The sequence below is a fragment of the Aquabacterium sp. genome, assembly GCF_034003525.1.
Lineage (GTDB): Bacteria > Pseudomonadota > Gammaproteobacteria > Burkholderiales > Burkholderiaceae_C > Aquabacterium.
Genome location: NZ_JAVEYN010000001.1, coordinates 144,434 through 163,268, shown reverse-complemented (window position 1 = coordinate 163,268; position 18,835 = coordinate 144,434). Strand labels below are relative to the sequence as shown.

13 protein-coding genes and 1 pseudogene are annotated in these 18,835 nt (G+C 65.0%); 1 reads left to right on the top strand and 13 read right to left on the bottom strand.

The features are described from left to right. Positions 1 to 12 precede the first annotated feature (12 nt). The 6 genes from RBT42_RS00755 to RBT42_RS00730 form a co-directional block, all read right to left on the bottom strand. Positions 13 to 3,165: an error-prone DNA polymerase gene (locus tag RBT42_RS00755; protein ID WP_320361693.1), complete on the bottom strand. Its 3,153-nt coding sequence runs from the start codon at positions 3,163 to 3,165 to the stop codon at positions 13 to 15. A gap of 18 nt (positions 3,166 to 3,183) precedes the next feature. Continuing rightward, a complete protein-coding gene (locus RBT42_RS00750; RefSeq protein WP_320361691.1) occupies positions 3,184 to 4,614 on the bottom strand; it encodes a DNA polymerase Y family protein in 1,431 nt (476 codons plus the stop codon). Continuing rightward, the gene (gene imuA / locus RBT42_RS00745; protein ID WP_320361690.1) at positions 4,574 to 5,419 is read right to left on the bottom strand and encodes a translesion DNA synthesis-associated protein ImuA; all 846 of its coding nucleotides are present in this window, start codon (positions 5,417 to 5,419) and stop codon (positions 4,574 to 4,576) included. Before imuA ends, RBT42_RS00750 begins: the two co-directional genes overlap by 41 nt. A 124-nt stretch (positions 5,420 to 5,543) precedes the next feature. Next, positions 5,544 to 5,939, bottom strand: a complete 396-nt coding sequence (locus RBT42_RS00740) for a DUF2237 domain-containing protein (RefSeq protein ID WP_320361688.1) — start codon at positions 5,937 to 5,939, stop codon at positions 5,544 to 5,546. A gap of 27 nt (positions 5,940 to 5,966) precedes the next feature. Continuing rightward, a complete protein-coding gene (locus RBT42_RS00735; RefSeq protein ID WP_320361686.1) occupies positions 5,967 to 6,878 on the bottom strand; it encodes a stomatin-like protein in 912 nt (303 codons plus the stop codon). 4 nt (positions 6,879 to 6,882) lie between these two features. Next, the gene (locus RBT42_RS00730; RefSeq protein ID WP_320361685.1) at positions 6,883 to 7,329 is read right to left on the bottom strand and encodes an NfeD family protein; all 447 of its coding nucleotides are present in this window, start codon (positions 7,327 to 7,329) and stop codon (positions 6,883 to 6,885) included. A gap of 145 nt (positions 7,330 to 7,474) precedes the next feature. Between RBT42_RS00730 and RBT42_RS00725 the strand changes: the two genes are divergently transcribed. Beyond that, positions 7,475 to 9,739, top strand: a complete 2,265-nt coding sequence (locus tag RBT42_RS00725) for an arginine/lysine/ornithine decarboxylase (RefSeq protein WP_320361683.1) — start codon at positions 7,475 to 7,477, stop codon at positions 9,737 to 9,739. Here RBT42_RS00725 and RBT42_RS00720 read toward each other — a convergent pair whose 3' ends face one another. From RBT42_RS00720 to RBT42_RS00690, 7 genes and pseudogenes are all read right to left on the bottom strand, one after another. Further along, the gene (locus tag RBT42_RS00720) at positions 9,740 to 11,410 is read right to left on the bottom strand and encodes a response regulator (RefSeq protein WP_320361682.1); all 1,671 of its coding nucleotides are present in this window, start codon (positions 11,408 to 11,410) and stop codon (positions 9,740 to 9,742) included. Positions 11,411 to 11,560: 150 nt separating this feature from the next. Continuing rightward, complete coding sequence (gene dnaJ, locus RBT42_RS00715; RefSeq protein WP_320361680.1) at positions 11,561 to 12,697, bottom strand: molecular chaperone DnaJ; 1,137 nt, start codon at positions 12,695 to 12,697, stop codon at positions 11,561 to 11,563. 115 nt (positions 12,698 to 12,812) lie between these two features. After that, positions 12,813 to 14,744 carry a molecular chaperone DnaK gene (gene dnaK / locus RBT42_RS00710; RefSeq protein ID WP_320361679.1) on the bottom strand — a complete coding sequence of 644 codons (1,932 nt, stop codon included), beginning with the start codon at positions 14,742 to 14,744 and terminating at the stop codon, positions 12,813 to 12,815. A 138-nt stretch (positions 14,745 to 14,882) separates the two neighbouring features. Further along, positions 14,883 to 15,440 (bottom strand): annotated as a pseudogene (gene grpE, locus RBT42_RS00705) (nucleotide exchange factor GrpE); the annotation flags it as partial. Between the two features lie 81 nt (positions 15,441 to 15,521). After that, the gene (locus tag RBT42_RS00700; RefSeq protein WP_320361677.1) at positions 15,522 to 15,953 is read right to left on the bottom strand and encodes an RNA-binding S4 domain-containing protein; all 432 of its coding nucleotides are present in this window, start codon (positions 15,951 to 15,953) and stop codon (positions 15,522 to 15,524) included. A 3-nt stretch (positions 15,954 to 15,956) separates the two neighbouring features. Beyond that, complete coding sequence (gene mnmC / locus RBT42_RS00695) at positions 15,957 to 18,035, bottom strand: FAD-dependent 5-carboxymethylaminomethyl-2-thiouridine(34) oxidoreductase MnmC (protein WP_320361675.1); 2,079 nt, start codon at positions 18,033 to 18,035, stop codon at positions 15,957 to 15,959. 2 nt (positions 18,036 to 18,037) lie between these two features. Then, a complete protein-coding gene (locus RBT42_RS00690) occupies positions 18,038 to 18,820 on the bottom strand; it encodes a 3-hydroxybutyrate dehydrogenase (RefSeq protein ID WP_320361674.1) in 783 nt (260 codons plus the stop codon). Positions 18,821 to 18,835 lie beyond the last annotated feature (15 nt).

The window sequence follows — 18,835 nt, the reverse complement described above, 5'->3', positions numbered from 1 at the left end:
GACGCGCCCGCGTCAGTGAAAGTCCCGGCTGTGGGTGCTCAGGCGCCCCAGCAGGGGCGTCAGGTCGCGAAGGCGATGTGCCACCAAGTGGCGTACTTCGCCTTCGCGCTGCCACACCCCATAGACCGCCAGCAGCCGCGAGTGCACCAACTCGCGCCGCTGGCGTTCTTTCAGGGCCGGCCACACGATCACGTTGACGGTGCCGGTTTCATCTTCCAGCGTCACGAAGACCACGCCCGAGGCGGTGCCCGGTTGTTGCCGCACGGTGACGATGCCGCAGGCGCGCGCCAGTCTCCCGTTCGGAAAATCATGCAACTCGGCGGCACTGAGCAGGCGCTGGGCACTCAACTGTGGGCGGAGTAAAGCCAAAGGGTGTCGGCGCAGCGTCAGGCCCTGCGAGGCGTAGTCGAACACGATCTCTTCGCCTTCGGGGGCGGCAGGCAGTGCCAATGGGGCTTCGGCCACCGGGGCCTCGAGCAACAGCGGAGGCGCACGGTGCAGGGCCGAAGCCTCCCAGACTTGCTGGCGGCGGTGGCCGGAGAGGCTCATCAACGCATCGCCAGCGGCCAGGGCGCGCAAGGTTCGCTGATCGAGGTCGGCGCGGCGGGCCAGATCGTCCACGTCGGTGAAGGGCGCTTGTGCTCGTGCCGCCACGATGCGTTGCGCCACGTCGGGCGACAGCCCGGCGAGCAAGCACAAGCCGAGTCGAACCGCCGGCTCGCTGGGCGGAGTGCCCGGCTCCAGGCTGCAATCCCAGGTCGAACACTTCACATCGGGCGGACGCACCTCCACGCCATGTCGGCGGGCGTCCTGCACCAACTGGCTGGGTGAGTAAAACCCCAGCGGCTGCGCATTGAGCAGGCCGGCCAGGAAGGCTGCGGGTTCATGGCATTTGATCCAGGCGCTGGCGTACACCAGCAAGGCAAAGCTGGCCGCGTGCGACTCGGGGAAGCCGTAGGAGCCAAAGCCTTCGATCTGCTGGCAGATCTGCTCGGCAAACTCGGGGCTGTACTGGTTGGCGCGCATGCCGGCCTTGATGCGCTCCTTGAACTTGTGCACATCGCCCTTGCGTCGCCAGGCGGCCATGGAGCGCCTCAGGTCATCGGCTTCGCCCGCGGTGAAGCCCGCCGCGATCATCGCGATCTGCATGACCTGTTCCTGAAAAATCGGCACACCCAGGGTGCGTTTCAAGGCCGCTTGCAGGCCGCGCGGGTAGTCGATGGGCTCCAGCCCTTGACGCCGCCGCAGATAGGGGTGGACCATGCCGCCCTGGATCGGTCCCGGGCGCACCAGGGCCACTTCCACCACAAGGTCGTAAAACTGGCGGGGTTTGAGGCGCGGCAGCATGCTCATCTGCGCCCGGCTTTCGATCTGGAAGACGCCGATGGTGTCGGCCCGGCACATCATCTCGTAGCACGCGGGGTCTTCACGAGGGATGTCGGGCAGGTCAAAGGGCTGGCCCCGCCATTGACCGATGAAGTCCATGGCCTTGCGCAGCGCGGTGAGCATCCCCAGCGCCAGGACGTCCACCTTGAGCAGGCCCAGCGCGTCCAGGTCATCCTTGTCCCACTGGATGACGCTGCGGTCGGGCATGTTGGCGTTTTCGATCGGCACCATGCGGCACAGCGCCCCGCGTGAGAGCACGAAGCCCCCGGTGTGCTGGCTCAGGTGGCGTGGAAAACCCACCAGGGTGCGCGTGAGTTCCAGCCACTGCTGCACGCGGCGTGTGCTGGGGTCCAGTCCGACCTCTTGCAGGCGTTCGGCCAGGGCGGCGTGGCTGTCCCACCATTGCAGGTTGCCGCTGGTGCGCTCAATCTCGTCCAGGCTGAAGCCGAGGGCCTTGCCCACGTCGCGCAGGGCGCTGCGCGTGCGGTAGGTGATGACGGTGGCGGTGAGCGCGGCCCGGTCGCGCCCATAGCGGCGGTAAAGATACTGGATGACCTCTTCGCGGCGCTCGTGCTCGAAGTCCACGTCGATGTCTGGCGGCTCGTTGCGCTCGCGTGAGATGAAGCGCTCGAACAGCAAGGTGCTCTGCTCGGGGTCGACCTCGGTGATGCCCAGGGCGTAGCACACCACCGAATTGGCCGCGCTGCCTCGGCCCTGGCAGAGGATGTGGCGCGAGCGGGCAAAGCACACGATGTCGTACACCGTCAGGAAGTACTTTTCATAGCCGAGTTCTGTGATCAAGGCCAGCTCGGCGTCCAACTGGGCACGTACCCGAGGCGGCACGCCCTGGGGATAGCGCCTGTTCAAGCCAGCTTCACTGCTTTGACGCAGGTAACTGCCGGGCGTTTCCCCCTCGGGCACGACTTCGTCCGGGTATTCGTAGCGCAGTTCGTCCAGGCTGAAGGCACAGCGTGCGGCCACGTCCTGTGTCGCTTGCAGCAGGTCGGCGGGATAGCGCTGGGCGAGTCGCAGTCGGCTGCGCAGGTGGCGTTCGGCGTGGCGCTCCAGTTGCAGGCCGCAGTCGCTCAGCGGACGCCCCAGGCGGGTGGCGGTGAGCACATCCTGCAAGGGCTTGCGAGAGCGCAGGTGCATGTGCACGTCGCCCGTGGCCACCAGGGGTACTTGCTCGGCCTCGCCAATGCCACGCAGCGTGCGCAACCACACGGCATCGTCCAGATGGTGGTGGAGCGCCACGCCCAGCCAGCATCGGTCGGCAAAAAGGCGGCGCAACCAGCGTGCCTGCTCGGCCACGACTTCGGGGGCGCTGTGTCGTTGTGGGATCAGCAGCACCAGACAGTCGCCCCAGGCCGAAGGCCGGATGTCCTCACGGGACAAAGGGGCGAGGCCTTTGCCTTGGCCGGCGCGACGCAGTCGGGTGATGAACTCGCAGAGCAGGCCGTAGCCAATGCGATGGCAGGCCAGCACCACCAGTTTGAAAGGCGTTGCGTCCGCCACGTCGAACTCGCTGCCCAGCAGCAACTGGAAGGTGTCGGCCCCGGGCACGCAGGCCTCCCGTGCCTTGCGCAAGGCCAGATGGGCGCGCACCACGCCGGCCAGACTGGCCTCGTCGGTCAAGGCCAGGCCGCGATAGCCCAGGGCCAGGGCCCGTTCGATCAGTTCTTCCGGGTGCGAGCCACCGCGCAAGAAGGAGTAGTTCGAGACCGCATGCAACTCGACGTAGTCAGGCAGGGGTGTCGCGCGAAGGAGGGCGCGGTTCATGGCAGGCCTCACCATACGTCAGGCAAACAGGCCATGTAGAAACCACGCCGGGGTGGATGTGTTGCCGGTGTGTCTGGCACGGAACACCCACAGCAGACCGGCACCTGGGCTGCTGGCCAGGTAATAGTCGCGTGCGCAGGCACCGTCTGGCAAGGCAGCATCCCACCAGCCGGCTTCGACCCGGTGAGGGCCGGCCAGCCAGTGCAGTCGCCCTTGGTAGTGCGGGTGCTCGCGCAGCCCCTGGGCATCGGCCACCATGGTCAAGGGCAAAGGAGGCTCCAGCATCCAACTGGGCTGAGGCCAGGGAGACAGGGCTTGGTGCTGGGCGACGGACGGGGCCTGTGCGCCCGGTGAGGGTGGTAAGGCCGCTTGCCAACGCTGGGCATGTTCCAGCCGGTGGTCGGCGTGGAGTTGCCCCGTCTGCACACGTTCGGCCCCCAGGCGGGCGCCCAGGCGATCGAGCAGTGCCCACAGGGTCTCGCGCTGGGCCCGTTGTGCGGCCGGGGTGAGCAGGCTGCCGGGCTGGGCGGTGAGTTGCTCGCCACCTTGCTCGGGGAACAGGCTGTGGCTGTGCGTCACCAGCGGGGCGATCTGCTCGGCCCGCAGGCTGAGCTCTTCCACCGGGGCGTCCAGGCGGAGGTGTTGCAGGTGCTCGCTGAGCAATGATGCGAGCCGTTGCACATCGCGCGACGGACTGGACAAGCGCACGGTGTGTTGCCCTGAATGGGCTTGATGCCGCTGCTGGCCGTGGTGCCAGCGCAGGGTGAACGACTCGACCCCTGCGTGCTGCCCCGCCAGCCAGGCGCACAGCCGATGCAGCAACACGCGCGCACCATGCAGCAAGGCCATCGCCGATTCCACCCGACCGGGCAACTCCAGCCGCTCGTTGAACACCTCGGGCAGCGTCAACCAGGACAAGGGCAGGGGGCTGAGCCCATAAGCCTGGTCCAGCGCCCGCAGCGTGGCCGCATCGAAACGCCGGCTGACCCCGCCACGGGGCAGCGCCCGGATATCGCCCAGCGTGCGACACCCCAGGCGCGCCAGGGTGCTGGCGTGGGGGCGCAGCGCGCTCAAGGTGTCGAAGGGCAGGGCGTCCAGCGTCTGCGCCACCGCATCAGGGACGGTGTTCTCCGCAGGTGCCTGGCCCGTGTTCAGGCGATGCCGCGCCAGGCACAGCGCAGCCAAAGCATGGGGCGCAAACGCCCAGGCTGCCGCGCCTTGTCGTTGAGCCCCATCGGTCAAACGAGTGCGTAAGGTGCGCGCGCCTCCAAACAGACGCTCGGACGCGCGGTATTCCAGCACCACCGCCTCTTCCAGTTGCGCCACGCGGGGGGTGAACTGCAAGGCCCACCAACCCAGGTGCTGTGCGCCCAGCATGGGGGCAGGTGGTGAGGCGCTGTCCTGCGCGTCATGCCGAGAGGCGGGCAACAAGGCCATCCAGTGCTGCATGAGATCTCTGTGTCAACGTGGACGCTTCGCCACGGCGGTTGGGCTGGGTGGCCGGGAGGGCGGCGGGCATGTCTGCCGCCAGGGGCCGCGCCGAGGGGATGGCCCCTATTGGCACGGACCACAATTCGGCCAAGCCGCGGGGCCAATGCGACAACACAATCGGCTCCGCCAACAAAGGCCCACGGCGTTTGATCACATGCACCTCCAGGGGATGGGGGCAGGGCCCCAAGGACAGATGCAGGCGCAAGGGCGCGGCCGACGACTCCTGGGCCGCACGCACCGGGCGGAAGGCAAAAAACAAACCGGGGTGCTGAGCCGCACAAGCCTGCAAGCGCCGGATCTGCTCCGGCCGGGCCTGCGGCAACCAACTCAGCACCGCCGTCACACACTGCGCTTTCAAGGCCTGCTCGGTGGCCCACAGACGCTCCGCAGGGGCATCGGCGTAGATGCGGATCACCCGCTCAGGCTGGATGCCCTCACGCGCCAAACCTGGCAGATAAGGCAAACGTGGCGCCCCAATCAACAACACCGATCCGCCTTGCGCCGTCAGGCGTGCCAGGGCCGGGGTCAGCAGGCGCCACTCTCCCAGGCCGGCCTGCGCCTGCAGGATCTCCGTGAGGCTGTGACAGGGCCAGCCTTCATCAGGCAAAACCGCATCCAGGGCCGCATGTCCGCTGCTCAACACCGACGCCTGGTGGTGCCCCATGACTTCGCCGCGCCACACCAGGGCCGCCAGATGCGGCGGTAGCGCCGCAGGCGTGAGGGCGCTGCGGTCGGCATGAACCAGGGATTTCAGGGCAGACATGATGCGACACTGTGTATTTGTACAGTATCTTACTGTGCGCTGCAGCCCACGTCCAGAGACCGACCGTCACAAATGGAAACGGCAGCTCACATGGCTGCCGTTCTTCCAAAATGCGCTCAGTGGATCAGAACGCCGGTTTGCCCGACTCCAAGCCCGCCGACTTGAGCATCTCCAGCGTCACCACGTCCAGTGCCTGTTCGTGCGTGGCCTCCAGGGACACGGGTGGGGCCACGCCCGCCTCCCAGGCCTCTCGCCAGCGGTGCGCGCACAGACACCAGCGGTCACCGGCCTTCAAGCCCGGAAAGCGCCACTCCGGTCGTGGGGTGACCAGGTCATTGCCCCGGCTGCGCGAAAAGTCCAGAAACGCCTGCGTCATGCGGGCACACACCACGTGCAGGCCGGCATCATCGCCTCGCGTGCGGCAGCACCCATCCCGGAAGTAGCCGGTCACCGGGTCATACGAGCAGGCCCGTAGGGGCCCGCCCAGCACATTGCGACCAGGGGTCAACGCCACGCTCATCAGTTGCTCCTGCGCATCCGATCCGGATCAGGCCTGCCCGGGCTTCTTCAGCAAGGTCATGGCCGTGCCAATCAAGGCCGACACCTCGCTCATATTGCCCGGCACGATCATCGTGTTGTTCTTCTGGGCCAACTGCCCATAGGCTTCCACCGCCTTCTCGGCGACCTTCAAATTCACGGCGTCCTGGCCGCCCGGTTGGCGGATGGCGGCGGCAATCTTGGCAATCGCATCGGCCGTGGCGTCGGCCACCGCGGTGATGGCCGCAGCTTCACCCTGGGCCTTGTTGATCTCGGCCTGCTTTTCACCCTCGGAGCGGGCAATGAAGGCCTCGCGCTCACCCGTCGCGATGTTGATCTGCTCTTGGCGACGGCCTTCCGACGCCGCAATCAGCGCGCGCTTCTCACGCTCGGCCGTGATCTGCGCCTGCATCGCGCGCAGGATCTCTGTCGGAGGGGTCAGATCCTTGATTTCGTAGCGCAGCACCTTCACGCCCCAGTTCAGCGCCGCTTCGTCCAGCGCATTGACCACGGCTGCGTTGATCAGATCGCGTTCCTCGAAGGTTCGGTCCAGCTCCATCTTGCCCACCACCGAACGCAAGGTGGTTTGCGCCAACTGCGTGATCGCGACGATGTAGTTCGACGAGCCATAGCTCGCCCGCATCGCATCGGTCACCTGGAAGTACAGGATGCCGTCCACCTGCAGCTGCGTGTTGTCCTTGGTGATACAGACCTGGCTGGGCACATCCAGCGGCACTTCCTTGAGCGAGTGCTTGTAGGCCACCCGGTCAATGAAAGGCAGGACCACGTTCAGTCCGGCGGTCAGCGTGCCGTGGTACTTGCCCAGGCGTTCCAGCACCCAGGCGCTTTGCTGTGGCACGACCTTGACGGACTGCACCACGAACACCACGGCGATGATGAGAAAGAGGATGGCGATTTCCATGTTGTCAGACCTTTTCAAGTAGAAGGAGATTGCCCTGCATGGCGCAGATGCGATAGGCGCCCGGTTCGGGCAAGGTGCCCGAAGGCTGCTTCAAACGGGCGCGCCAGGGGGCGCCACGGTAAGACACCTGGGTTGTGCCATCGGCTTCCCAGGCGCCAACCTGCACCACCTGGCCCAAGTCCAGTTCCAGGTCCGGGGCTGACTGGGCGCCCAAAGGGTGGTCGCCCTGGCGCTGCTGGCGGTGACGTTTCCAGGCATACCAGCCCCCGGCGGTCAGGGCCGCCACCACGGCAGCGGCAGTCAACTGCAGCTCGGTGTCCAGTCCGGCGTGTGCGGCCAAGGCGCCTGCCGCAGCCCCCAGCGCAATCATCAGCAGGTAGAACGTGCCGGTTGCCAATTCGGCCACCACCAGCACGCCTGCCATCAGCCACCACTGCGTACTTTCGTCCACAAAACACTCCTTCAATTCTTGTTCTGTCCTCTGCATCCAGGCAGAGGCCGACCAAATTCATCATATCGCGCGCACAGGGTAGGCAGATGACATGCAAGACGCCTACACTTCGCATTTTTCTGCACTTCTTGTTGGTGGGTGGCCCATGCTGCGATTTCACTTTCCCATCGTCATCATTGACGAGGACTTCCGCTCCGAGAACACCTCGGGCCTGGGCATCCGCGCGTTGGCCGATGCCATCACGAAAGAGGGATTTGAAGTCCTGGGCGTGACCGGCTACGGCGATCTTTCGCAGTTCGCCCAGCAGCAAAGCCGCGCCAGCGCCTTCATCCTGTCCATCGACGACGAAGAGTTCACCCAAGGTCCTGATCTGGACCCGGCCGTGCTGAACCTGCGCAAGTTCATTGAAGAAATCCGCTTCAAGAACAACGACATCCCCATCTACCTGTACGGCGAGACGCGCACCTCCGAGCACATCCCCAACGACATCCTGCGCGAGCTGCACGGCTTCATCCACATGTTCGAGGACACGCCCGAGTTCGTGGCGCGTCACATCATCCGTGAAGCCAAGAGCTACCTCGACGGTCTGGCCCCCCCGTTCTTCAAGGCACTGATGGACTACGCCCAGGACGGCTCCTACTCCTGGCACTGCCCTGGGCACTCCGGTGGCGTCGCCTTCCTCAAGAGCCCCGTGGGCCAGATGTTCCACCAGTTCTACGGTGAGAACATGCTGCGCGCCGACGTCTGCAACGCCGTGGAAGAACTCGGCCAGCTGCTCGACCACACCGGCCCGGTCTACGAGTCCGAGAAGAACGCCGCGCGCATCTTCAACGCCGACCACTGCTTCTTCGTCACCAACGGCACGTCCACTTCCAACAAGATGGTGTGGCACCACACTGTGGCCCCCGACGACATCGTCATCGTGGACCGAAACTGCCACAAGTCCATCCTGCACAGCATCATCATGACCGGGGCCATCCCCGTCTTCATGACGCCCACTCGCAACCACTTCGGCATCATCGGCCCCATCCCCAAGAGCGAGTTCGAGCCGGCGGCCATCCGCAAGAAGATCGCCAACAACCCGCTGCTCAAGGGTGTCGACCCCAAGACCGCCAAGCCGCGCATCATGACGCTGACCCAGAGCACCTACGACGGCGTGCTCTACAACACCGAAACCATCAAGGGCATGCTCGACGGCTGGGTTGACACCCTGCATTTCGACGAAGCCTGGCTGCCCCACGCCGCCTTCCACAAGTTCTATGGCGCCTACCACGCCATGGGCAAGAACCGCGCTCGCCCCAAAGAGGCCGTGGTCTACGCCACCCAGTCGATCCACAAGTTGCTGGCCGGCATCAGCCAGGCCTCGCAGGTGCTGGTGCAGGACTCGCAGCAGGTCAAGCTCGACCGCAACCTCTTCAACGAGGCCTACCTGATGCACACCTCCACCTCGCCGCAGTACGCCATCATCGCCTCGTGCGATGTGGCCGCGGCCATGATGGACCGCCCGGGCGGCACCGCCCTGGTGGAAGAAAGCATCAAGGAAGCGCTGGACTTTCGCCGTGCCATGCGCAAGGTGGCCAAGGAATACGGCAAGGACTGGTGGTTCAAGGTCTGGGGCCCGGACAAGATCACGGCCGACGACATCGGCAAGCCCTCTGACTGGGTGCTCAAGGCCAACGAGAAGTGGCACGGCTTCGGCAACTTGGCCGATGGCTTCAACATGCTCGACCCCATCAAGTCGACCATCATCACCCCGGGCCTGGACGTGTCGGGCAAGTTCGCCAAGACCGGCATCCCGGCATCCATCGTCACCAAGTACCTGGCCGAGCACGGCGTGGTCGTTGAAAAGACGGGCCTCTACAGCTTCTTCATCATGTTCACCATCGGCATCACCAAGGGCCGCTGGAACACCATGCTGACCGCGCTGCAGCAGTTCAAGGACGACTACGACAAGAACCAGCCGCTGTGGCGTGTTGTGCCGGACTTCTGCAAGAAGTACCCGCGCTACGAGCGCATGGGCCTGCGCGACCTCTGCCAGAGCGTGCACGAAGCCTACGCCAGCGGCGACATCGCCCGCCTGACCACCGACGTGTACCTGTCGGGCCTGGAGCCGGCCATGAAGCCGTCGGACGCCTACGCCTGCATCGCCCGTCGCCAGACCGAGCGCGTGGACATCGACCAGTTGGAAGGCCGCATCACCACCGCGCTGCTGACCCCGTATCCTCCGGGCATCCCGCTGTTGATCCCGGGCGAGCGCTTCAACAAGAAGATCGTCGACTTCCTGAAGTTCACCCGCGATTTCAACGACGCCTTCCCCGGCTTCGCCACCGATGTGCACGGCCTCGTCGCCGAGGACCTGCCGGGTGGCGGCAAGCGCTACTACGTGGACTGCGTCAAGAACGACGCCTGATCACTTGCGCAGGTTCAGACCACCCGCCTGACGGCCGGTGGTCGAGCCGAGCTGTACGTGCAGCACGTGGCGGCAGTACTGCTCACGCAAGGCCGTGATCTGCTCGGCCAGTGCCTCCGCCTCGGGGATGTCCGCCCGGTAGCGGTTCATCATCATGTCGCTCAGGTCCAGCAGCTTGGCGTTGCCGGTCTGGCTCCCCGAGGCCAGCAGAGAGCGGATGGCCTCTTCAGCTGACACCGATTTGGCATGGGTCAGCGCCTTTTCGGCCGTGTCGGTGATGGTTTGATAGGTCTGGGCGATCAGCCTGGCATGTTCTTCGGCCGCTTGCACCGTGATGGCCAGCATGTCGCTGGATGCCTTGGAAGTGCAGAAGCGCAGGGCGATGATGCGGATCCATTCGTCGGCTTCCGGCAGGGCCATGCCCATATCGTGCAAGCGGGCGAGCAGGCTCAAGACATTGCTGGCCGCCTCGAAATCGAAGTCGGGCCAGGTGAACTCACGCGACATGCCACCCAGGATCCGGGTTACCTCGTCCGGCCTCTGGTTCAGGGCCATGTCCATGGCCTCCACCAACAGTTTCATGCGCTGCAGGCGCGGCTCATAGGGGCGCTTCATCACCGCATGACCAAGGTCGTTCAGGCAGCGCAGCAAGCCCCTGGAGTCCCGCTCGGCCAGTCTGAGCATGGCCAGCATCACCAGGCTCTGGTGGTCGTACATCTTGGAACTCAGGCCCAGGCTGGTGGCTTTCTCCAGCACCCGGTTGGCCTCTTCGGTGTGCCCGAGATAGAACGCCAGCATGCCCGCCTTCTGAAGGCGACTGATCGAGGCCGGCGTCAGGGCCACGGCTTGCTTGTACGTTTCCAAGGCGCTTTCAAAGTCGCCAGACTGGAGCTGGGCACGCCCCATCACATCCCAGGCGTCGGCAAAGCCCGGGTTCTCCGACAGCAGACTCTCCAGCGTGTTGCGAGCAGGTTTGGGGTGGCCGCCGTCCAGTTGCGCCCGCGCGATCCCCAGCTTGGCCCAGGGCAGGGCCTTCGTCTCGCTGAGCGCCTCGAACAGCTTGCGGGCATCGTCATGTCGCTCCAGTCGCAGCAGCAACTCGCCCCCCAGGCGCGCGGCATAGACCCAGTACTCGCCCCGGTCGTGAAAGCGCTGCAGGCAGCGCTGCATGGCCAGTTCGTACTGCTCCTGCTCAATGGCCTCAAAAATGGGGCCAAGCACCACCTTGCGATGGCGCGCCAGATGCAGTCGCTCGGCCAGCGCGTTGGCTGTGTGAGGTTTGATCAGGTAGGAGTCCAGCGCCGATTCCGCCGCTTCGGCCACCTTCACGTACGAAGCCTCGGCCGTGACCATCACGAACACGGTCGACAGGGGCAGCAGCTGGGCCCGACGCATGTCGTCGAGCAGATCGGCGCCCGTCATGTCGCTGCCATCAAAGTGGTAGTCGCAGATGACCACATCGAAGGTGCGCGTCTCCAGGGCACGGCGGGCATCCGAGATCTTGGCTGCTTGCACGATGTTCTGCAGCCCCAGGTCGCTCAGCATGGAGCGCAGCAGGCTGCGTGACGCCTGATTGGTGTCGATGATCAGGGCCTGGCAGTGACGCAGATCACTGTCCGGCAGGTTGGGGCGCGCCTGGCCCAGTGTGAGGCTGATCGGATGTTTGCTCATGGCTCACGCGACGCAGAACGGACCCGATTTCAGCATGTTGACCTCAATGTGAACTGGAAATGATGTACAGCCTCACATTGTCATTTCCGAAAACACCAAATGAAAAGCGCCCCGGAGGGCGCTTGATGGTTCACGTGTGATGAAAGTCGCTTATTTGAAGATGTTCTTCACGCGATCCGTCCAACTCTTGGACGTGGGCGAGTGTTTCTCGCCGCCTTTGCGGAAGGACTCGTCCAGCTCCTTGAGCAGCTTGCGCTGGTGCTCGGTGAGCTTGACCGGCGTCTCGACCACGATGTGGCAGTACAGGTCGCCCGGATAGCTGGAGCGGATGCCCTTGATGCCCTTGCCACGCAGACGGAAGGTCTTGCCATGCTGCGTGCCTTCGGGGATGTCGATCTCGGCCTTGCCTCCCAGGGTCGGCACCTCGATGCTGCCACCCAGCGCCGCCGTGGTCAGCGGCACCGGCACGTTGCAGTGCAAGTCGTCCCCATCGCGCTCGAAAATGTCGTGCTGCTTGATGCGGATCTCGATGTACAGATCGCCAGGAGGGCCGCCATTGGTGCCTGGCTCGCCGTTGCCAGCCGAGCGAATGCGCATGCCCTCGTTGATGCCTGCCGGGATCTTGACTTCCAGCGTCTTGGTCTTCTTGACCTTGCCTTGGCCGTGGCACGAGGTGCAGGGCTCGGGGATGATCTTGCCGGTGCCCTGGCAGTGCGGGCAGCTTTGTTGCACGCTGAAGAAGCCCTGGCGCATGTGGACGGTGCCCGAGCCGTTACAGGTCGGGCAGGTCTTGGCGCTGGTGCCGGGCTTGGCGCCGCTGCCATGGCACACATCGCACTCATCCCATGAGGGGATGCGGATCTGTGTGTCCTTGCCGGCCGCCGCTTCTTCCAGCGTGATCTCCATGGCGTACGACAGGTCGCTGCCGCGGTAGACCTGTGGTCCACCGCCACGGCGCCCACCGCCCTGGCCGAAGATGTCGCCAAAGATGTCGCCAAAGGCGTCAGCGAAACCGCCGCCACCGAAACCGCCGCCCGGGCCGCCACCCATGTTCGGGTCCACACCGGCGTGGCCGTATTGATCGTAGGCCGCGCGCTTCTTGGGGTCGGAGAGCATCTCGTAGGCCTCTTTGACCTCCTTGAACTTCTCTTCGGCTTCCTTGGCCTTGTCACCCTGATTGCGGTCAGGGTGGTACTTCATGGCCAGCTTGCGGTAGGCCTTCTTGATGTCATCGTCAGAGGCGCCTTTGGCGACCCCGAGGATCTCGTAAAAATCGCGTTTTGCCATGATCTTGTCAGACTGAGCGAAGGGCTTCGCGGATCGGGCTAGATCCGACAAAGGCACAGGGCCTGAGCGCGGGGCTCACGCAACCTGTGCCTTGTCGGCGAGAAGTCAGACTGGATCAGTCTTTCTTGACTTCCTTGAACTCGGCATCGACCACGTTGTCGTCCGCGGGCTTGGCCTGTTCGGCGCCACCGGCAGCCTGGGCGCCTTCAGCACCCTGAGCAGCCTGCATGTCGGCGTACATCTTCTCGCCCAGCTTCTGCGAAGCGGTCATCAGCGCGGTGGTCTTGGCCTCAATGTCGTCTTTGTCGTCGCCCTTGATGGCTTCTTCAACGTCCTTGATCGCGGCTTCGATCTTGTCCTTTTCTTCGGCTTCCAGCTTGTCGCCGTATTCCGTCAGGGACTTGCGCACGCTGTGGACCATGCCGTCACCCTGGTTCTTGGCTTGCACCAGTTCCAGCTTCTTCTTGTCTTCGGCGGCGTTCAGCTCGGCGTCCTTTACCATCTTCTGGATTTCCTCCTCGGACAGACCCGAGTTGGCCTTGATGGTGATCTTGTTTTCCTTGCCGGTGCCCTTGTCCTTGGCGCTCACGTGCAGGATGCCGTTGGCGTCGATGTCGAAGCCGACTTCGATCTGGGGCACGCCACGTGGTGCGGGCGGGATGCCTTCGAGGTTGAACTCACCCAGCAGCTTGTTGCCAGCGGCCATTTCGCGCTCACCCTGGAAGACCTTGATGGTCACGGCCGGCTGGTTGTCGTCAGCAGTGGAGAAGGTCTGGGCAAACTTCGTCGGGATCGTCGTGTTCTTCGAGATCATCTTGGTCATGACGCCGCCCATGGTCTCAATGCCCAGAGACAGCGGGGTCACGTCCAGCAGCAGCACGTCGGTGCGGTCACCGGCCAGCACCTGACCTTGCACGGCAGCGCCCACGGCCACGGCTTCGTCAGGGTTCACGTCCTTGCGCGGCTCCTTGCCGAAGAACTCCTTGACCTTCTCCTGCACCTTGGGCATGCGGGTCATGCCGCCGACCAGGATCACGTCGTCGATGTCACCCACAGCCACGCCAGCATCCTTGATGGCGGTGCGGCAAGGGGCGATGGTGCGCTCGATCAGCTCGTCGACCAGGCTTTCCAGCTTGGCGCGGGTCAGCTTGACGTTCAGGTGTTTCGGGCCGGAGGCGTCAGCGGTGATGTAGGGCAGGTTGACGTCGGTCTGGGCCGAGTTCGACAGCTCGATCTTGGCCTTTTCAGCGGCTTCCTTCAGGCGCTGCAGGGCCAGCACGTCCTTGGTCAGGTCCACGCCGGAGTCCTTCTTGAACTCGGCAATGATGTAGTCGATGACGCGTTGGTCGAAGTCTTCGCCGCCCAGGAAGGTGTCGCCGTTGGTCGACAGCACTTCGAACTGCTTTTCGCCGTCCACGTCGGCGATTTCGATGATGGACACGTCGAACGTGCCGCCACCCAGGTCATACACAGCGATCTTGCGGTCGCCCTTGCCGGATTTGTCCAGGCCGAAGGCCAGGGCCGCGGCGGTGGGCTCGTTGATGATGCGCTTGACGTCCAGACCGGCGATGCGGCCAGCGTCCTTGGTGGCTTGACGCTGGGCGTCGTTGAAGTAGGCAGGCACCGTGATGACGGCCTCGGTGACTTCTTCACCCAGGTAGTCTTCGGCGGTCTTCTTCATCTTGCGCAGGATCTCAGCGGAGACCTGCTGGGGTGCCAGCTTCTTGCCGCGGATCTCCACCCAGGCGTCGCCGTTGTCGGCGGCCGTGATGGTGTAGGGCATCAGGTCGATGTCCTTTTGCACTTCCTTTTCCGTGAACTTGCGACCGATCAGGCGCTTGACGGCGTACACGGTGTTCTTGGGGTTGGTGACAGCCTGGCGCTTGGCCGAGGCACCCACCAGGATCTCGCCGTCTTCTTGGTAGGCGATGATGGAAGGGGTGGTGCGAGCGCCTTCGCTGTTCTCGATCACCTTGGTGGTGTTGCCTTCCATGATGGACACGCACGAGTTGGTGGTGCCCAGGTCGATGCCAATGATCTTGCCCATGTTGGTGTGCTCCTAGAGGATTTTGGTGTGGAGGCCGGTGGCTTCCGATTGTTTGTGTATCTGTGCGCGAACGCCGGGTTTTCAAGGGCTGGAATCAAAAAATCCAGCAATCTTGGGTGGCGGCGTTGCGATGCCGATTTACTTGGGGGCCGCCACGGTCACCAGAGCCGGGCGCAGAATGCGGTCGGCGATGACGTAGCCCTTTTGCAGCACGCCCACCACGGTGTTGGCTTCCTGGTCGGCCGGCACCATGCTGATGGCCTGGTGGCGATTCGGGTCGAACTTCTCGCCAGCGGCAGGGTTGATCTCCAGCACCTTGTTGCGCTCCAGCGCAGAGGTCAACTGGCGCAGGGTGATCTGCACGCCTTCCAGCACGGTCTCAATGGGGGTGTCGGGTTTGGCAGCGTGGGACGCCAGGGCTGCCTCCAGGCTGTCGCGCACGGGCAGCATGCTGTCGGCAAACGATTCCACCGCAAACTTGCGTGCCTTGGCGATCTCATCTTCGCTGCGGCGGCGGATGTTCTCGACCTCGGCCTTGGCGCGCAGGTAGGCGTCAGACACTTCGGCGTGCTTGGCCAGCAACTCCGTCATGTCCTGGGCCACCGACTCGTTGGGCAGGGCTTCGGTCTCGGGGGCGGGGCTGGCTGCCTGTTCAGGCGTGTTGCTCGTGTCGCTCATCTCTGATTCGGTGTGTTGATTGCGAAAACCCTCCCTATATCAGGGTGGGTGGGCAGGCTTCAAGGGCCTGCTTTGAAAATATTTGCGCCCTGGGGCAGGTCACTCGTCCACGCTGGCCGACCAGCGCTGCCAGTCCACCAGCTGGCGACGGTCGCGCTTGGTAGGGCGTCCCTGCTCGATGCTGTCGGCCGGTTCGGCCGCCAGGCGTCGCGTTTCGGCGTGCTGGGCGCGACGCAGGATACTGTCTGGTGTCTCTTCGTACAACTGCTGAGCCTGGGGGGCGGGGCCGCGCACGGTACTCAGAGCCTTCACCGTCACGGTGCGGGTCAGGGGACCTTGGCGAATGTCCACGCGGTCGCCGGCCTTGAGCTCGCGTGAGGCCTTGGCCACCTGCTCGTTGACCTGGATGCGGCCCTTGTCGATGTCGTCGGCAGCCAGGCCGCGGGTCTTGTAGAAGCGGGCGGCCCAGAGCCATTTGTCCAGGCGCAGGCGGTCGGTCAGTCCGGGCAGGGGGCGATCTTCGGTGGACATGGGTCAGTGTCGGTGTGCGCGAGACAGGAAACGGGCCGGATCCAGGGCGTCGCGCAGATCGCTCTCGATGGGGCAGGGGCTACCCGTCACCCAATGGGCCAGCAGGGCGCCCGCCAAGGCGGTCCAGGTGATGCCCCGCGAGCCCAGCCCCGACACCACGTACAGACCGCCACGATCGGTGCGCTCGCGAGGAATCAGGCGCACCTGGTCCAGTCTTGTCCTGGCCGGTGCCTGTGTCAAGCGCTCGGCCGACCAGGGCAGGGCGCCGATCAGGGGCAGGCGATCGGGGGTGGTGGCACGCCAGCCGGTGCGGCCTTGCAAGGCCGTCGGCAAAGGTGCATCGTCGGGGACGTCGGCGCAGGCGCCGAGGCGGGCGGCCTGCCTCAGGTTGTGGCGGTGGTCGGCTTCGCGGACCGTCGGGTCTTCGTCGTGGTGCTGGGTGGTGGCGCCAAACAGCAGGCAGTCCGGCCGCAAGGGCAGGACGTAGCCACTGCCGGCCACCGGTAGGCGTGGCATCCGAATGTCAGCATCTTGAGCGTCGACGAGGGGCCATGCCGAGATCTGGCCGCGCACGCGTGACAAGGGCAGGGCGGGTACTGCGTGCTCTGGGGGGAGGGTGGCCAGGAGGTCGGTGGCCTGATGGGCGCTGGCAAGCACCAGGCTTGGCGCCTGTGCCATGTGCTGGCCTGAGGCATCCAGTAGCGTCCAGCCTCCCTCGCTGGGGGCAATGCGTGCCACGGCTGCGTGCCACAAGCAGGTCAGCGGTGCGCCATTGTGCGCGGCCCACGCCTGGGCCTCCTGCAGCAGGCGGGCGGCATAGCCAGCCGGGTGCAACCAGCCCCCTTGCTGGAACAACCATCCGCCGCTTGGCACATCCATGCCGGCTGCCGTGCGTGCCGCGCCCAACTCCAGCCACTGCACATGATCCCCAGGCAGGCCCAGACGGCTCAGCAGTTGCCGCGCATCGGCGTCGGCCACCTTGCCATCCAGGCGCAGCAGGCCCTCGCACTGGCCGGCGAAGGCGCCGGCTCCGATCCAGGGTTGCACCTGTCGCCAGGTGGCCAGGGCAGCGGCACGGTGAGCGCGGGCGTGTATGCCATCGTCACCATGCAGGATGCTGTGGAACAGCCCCCCAGGGTTGCCCGAACCTCCCTGGGCTGGTCCACCATGCTGGTCCACCAAAGTGACGCGCCAACCCTCTCGGCACAGGGCCCAGGAGGCCACGCATCCAGCTAGGCCGGCTCCCACCACGATGGCGTGGCGGTCTGTCGCCAGGGGCTGAGGCCACAGCCCACCTGCCTGGGGTGGGGCAGTGTAGCGGGGGGCGTACCGCGCCTGGGTGAAGTGAAACTTGCCGTCCACACCAAGGCGGCGCGTTACCTCAAAGCCCGCCTGACTCAGACTGTCTCGCACCACCCGGGCCGACGACCAGGTCGCGGCGGTCGCCTGTGGGGCGGCCAGGCGATGGAGGCGCGTCAACCACTTCGGGTCCCACATGTCCGGGTTCTTGGCGGGCGCGAACCCGTCCAGGTAGAAGGCGTCCACCTCGGCCATCAAGGTGGGCATGAACTCGGCCACATCGCCCAGGCACAGCATCAGCGTCACCCCTTGCGGTGGACCTTGATGTGGATCTTGAGAGGACAGGGGTTCGTCGAAATGCAGGGTGTGGATGCCCGGTGTCAGCGTGGGCCACGCCTCCACCACTTTCTGGGCCAGCGCGGTCTCGGGCGAAGTGGGGACGGGCGCGGCGCCCAGGCCATGCACCTCACTCAGGGTCTCGGCCGTGAGCGGGTGCTTCTCGATCGAGATGAACACCAGGCGGTTGCAGCGTTGTGCATCGGCGCGCCAGGCCGCCCAGGTGCCCAGAAAGTTATTGCCCAGCCCGAAGCCGGTTTCTAGGATGACAAACCGGGTGCGAGTCTGCCAGCGTTCTGGCAACCCGTTGCCGACCATGAACACCTGCCGCGTCTGGTTATGCGAACCAGACGGCGGATGGTAGAAGTCGTCGTACACCGGGGAGTAGGGCACCCCCGGTGCCTTGCCCGAGGGGCTCTCCCCCAGGGCTGCAGGCGTGAGCGACATGCTTACTGGGCCACCCACCCGCCGTCGACGTTCCAGGCGGCGCCGCGCACATTGTCGGCACCCGGCGAGCACAGGAACACCGCCAGGTCGCCCAGTTGGGCGGGCGTGACGAACTGCAAGGACGGTTGCTTCTCGCCCAGCAGGTCTTTTTGCGCCTGTTCAACCGAAATGCCGCCTTGTGCTGCCTTGGCATCAATCTGCTTTTGCACCAGCGGGGTCAGCACCCAGCCCGGACAAATCGCATTGACGGTGACGCCCGTGGTCGCCGTCTCCAGTGCCACGGACTTGGTCAGGCCGACCAGGCCGTGCTTGGCTGCCACATAGGCCGACTTGCCGGCTGAGGCCACCAGGCCATGGGCCGACGCCAGGTTGATGATGCGGCCCCAGTTCTTCGCGCGCATGCCCGGCACGGCCAGGCGCATGGTGTGGAAGGCCGAGCTCAGGTTGATGGCGATGACGGCATCCCACTTCTCGACGGGGAAGTCCTCGACCTGGGCCACGTGCTGGATGCCAGCGTTGTTCACCAGGATGTCGACCCCGCCAAACTCGGCTTGTGCGTAGGCCATCATGGCCTCGATCTCGGCGGGCTTGGTCATGTCGGCGCCGTGATAGCCCACCTTGATGCCCAAAGCCTGTCCCGCCGCCGCCACAGCCGCTTTGGGGGCGTCGACATCGCCAAATCCGTTCAGAATGACGTTGGCGCCTTGAGCGGCCAGCTTTTCGGCGATCCCCAGACCGATCCCACTGGTGGAACCGGTGACCAGGGCAGTCTTTCCTTTCAACATCTCGGGCCTCCTGAC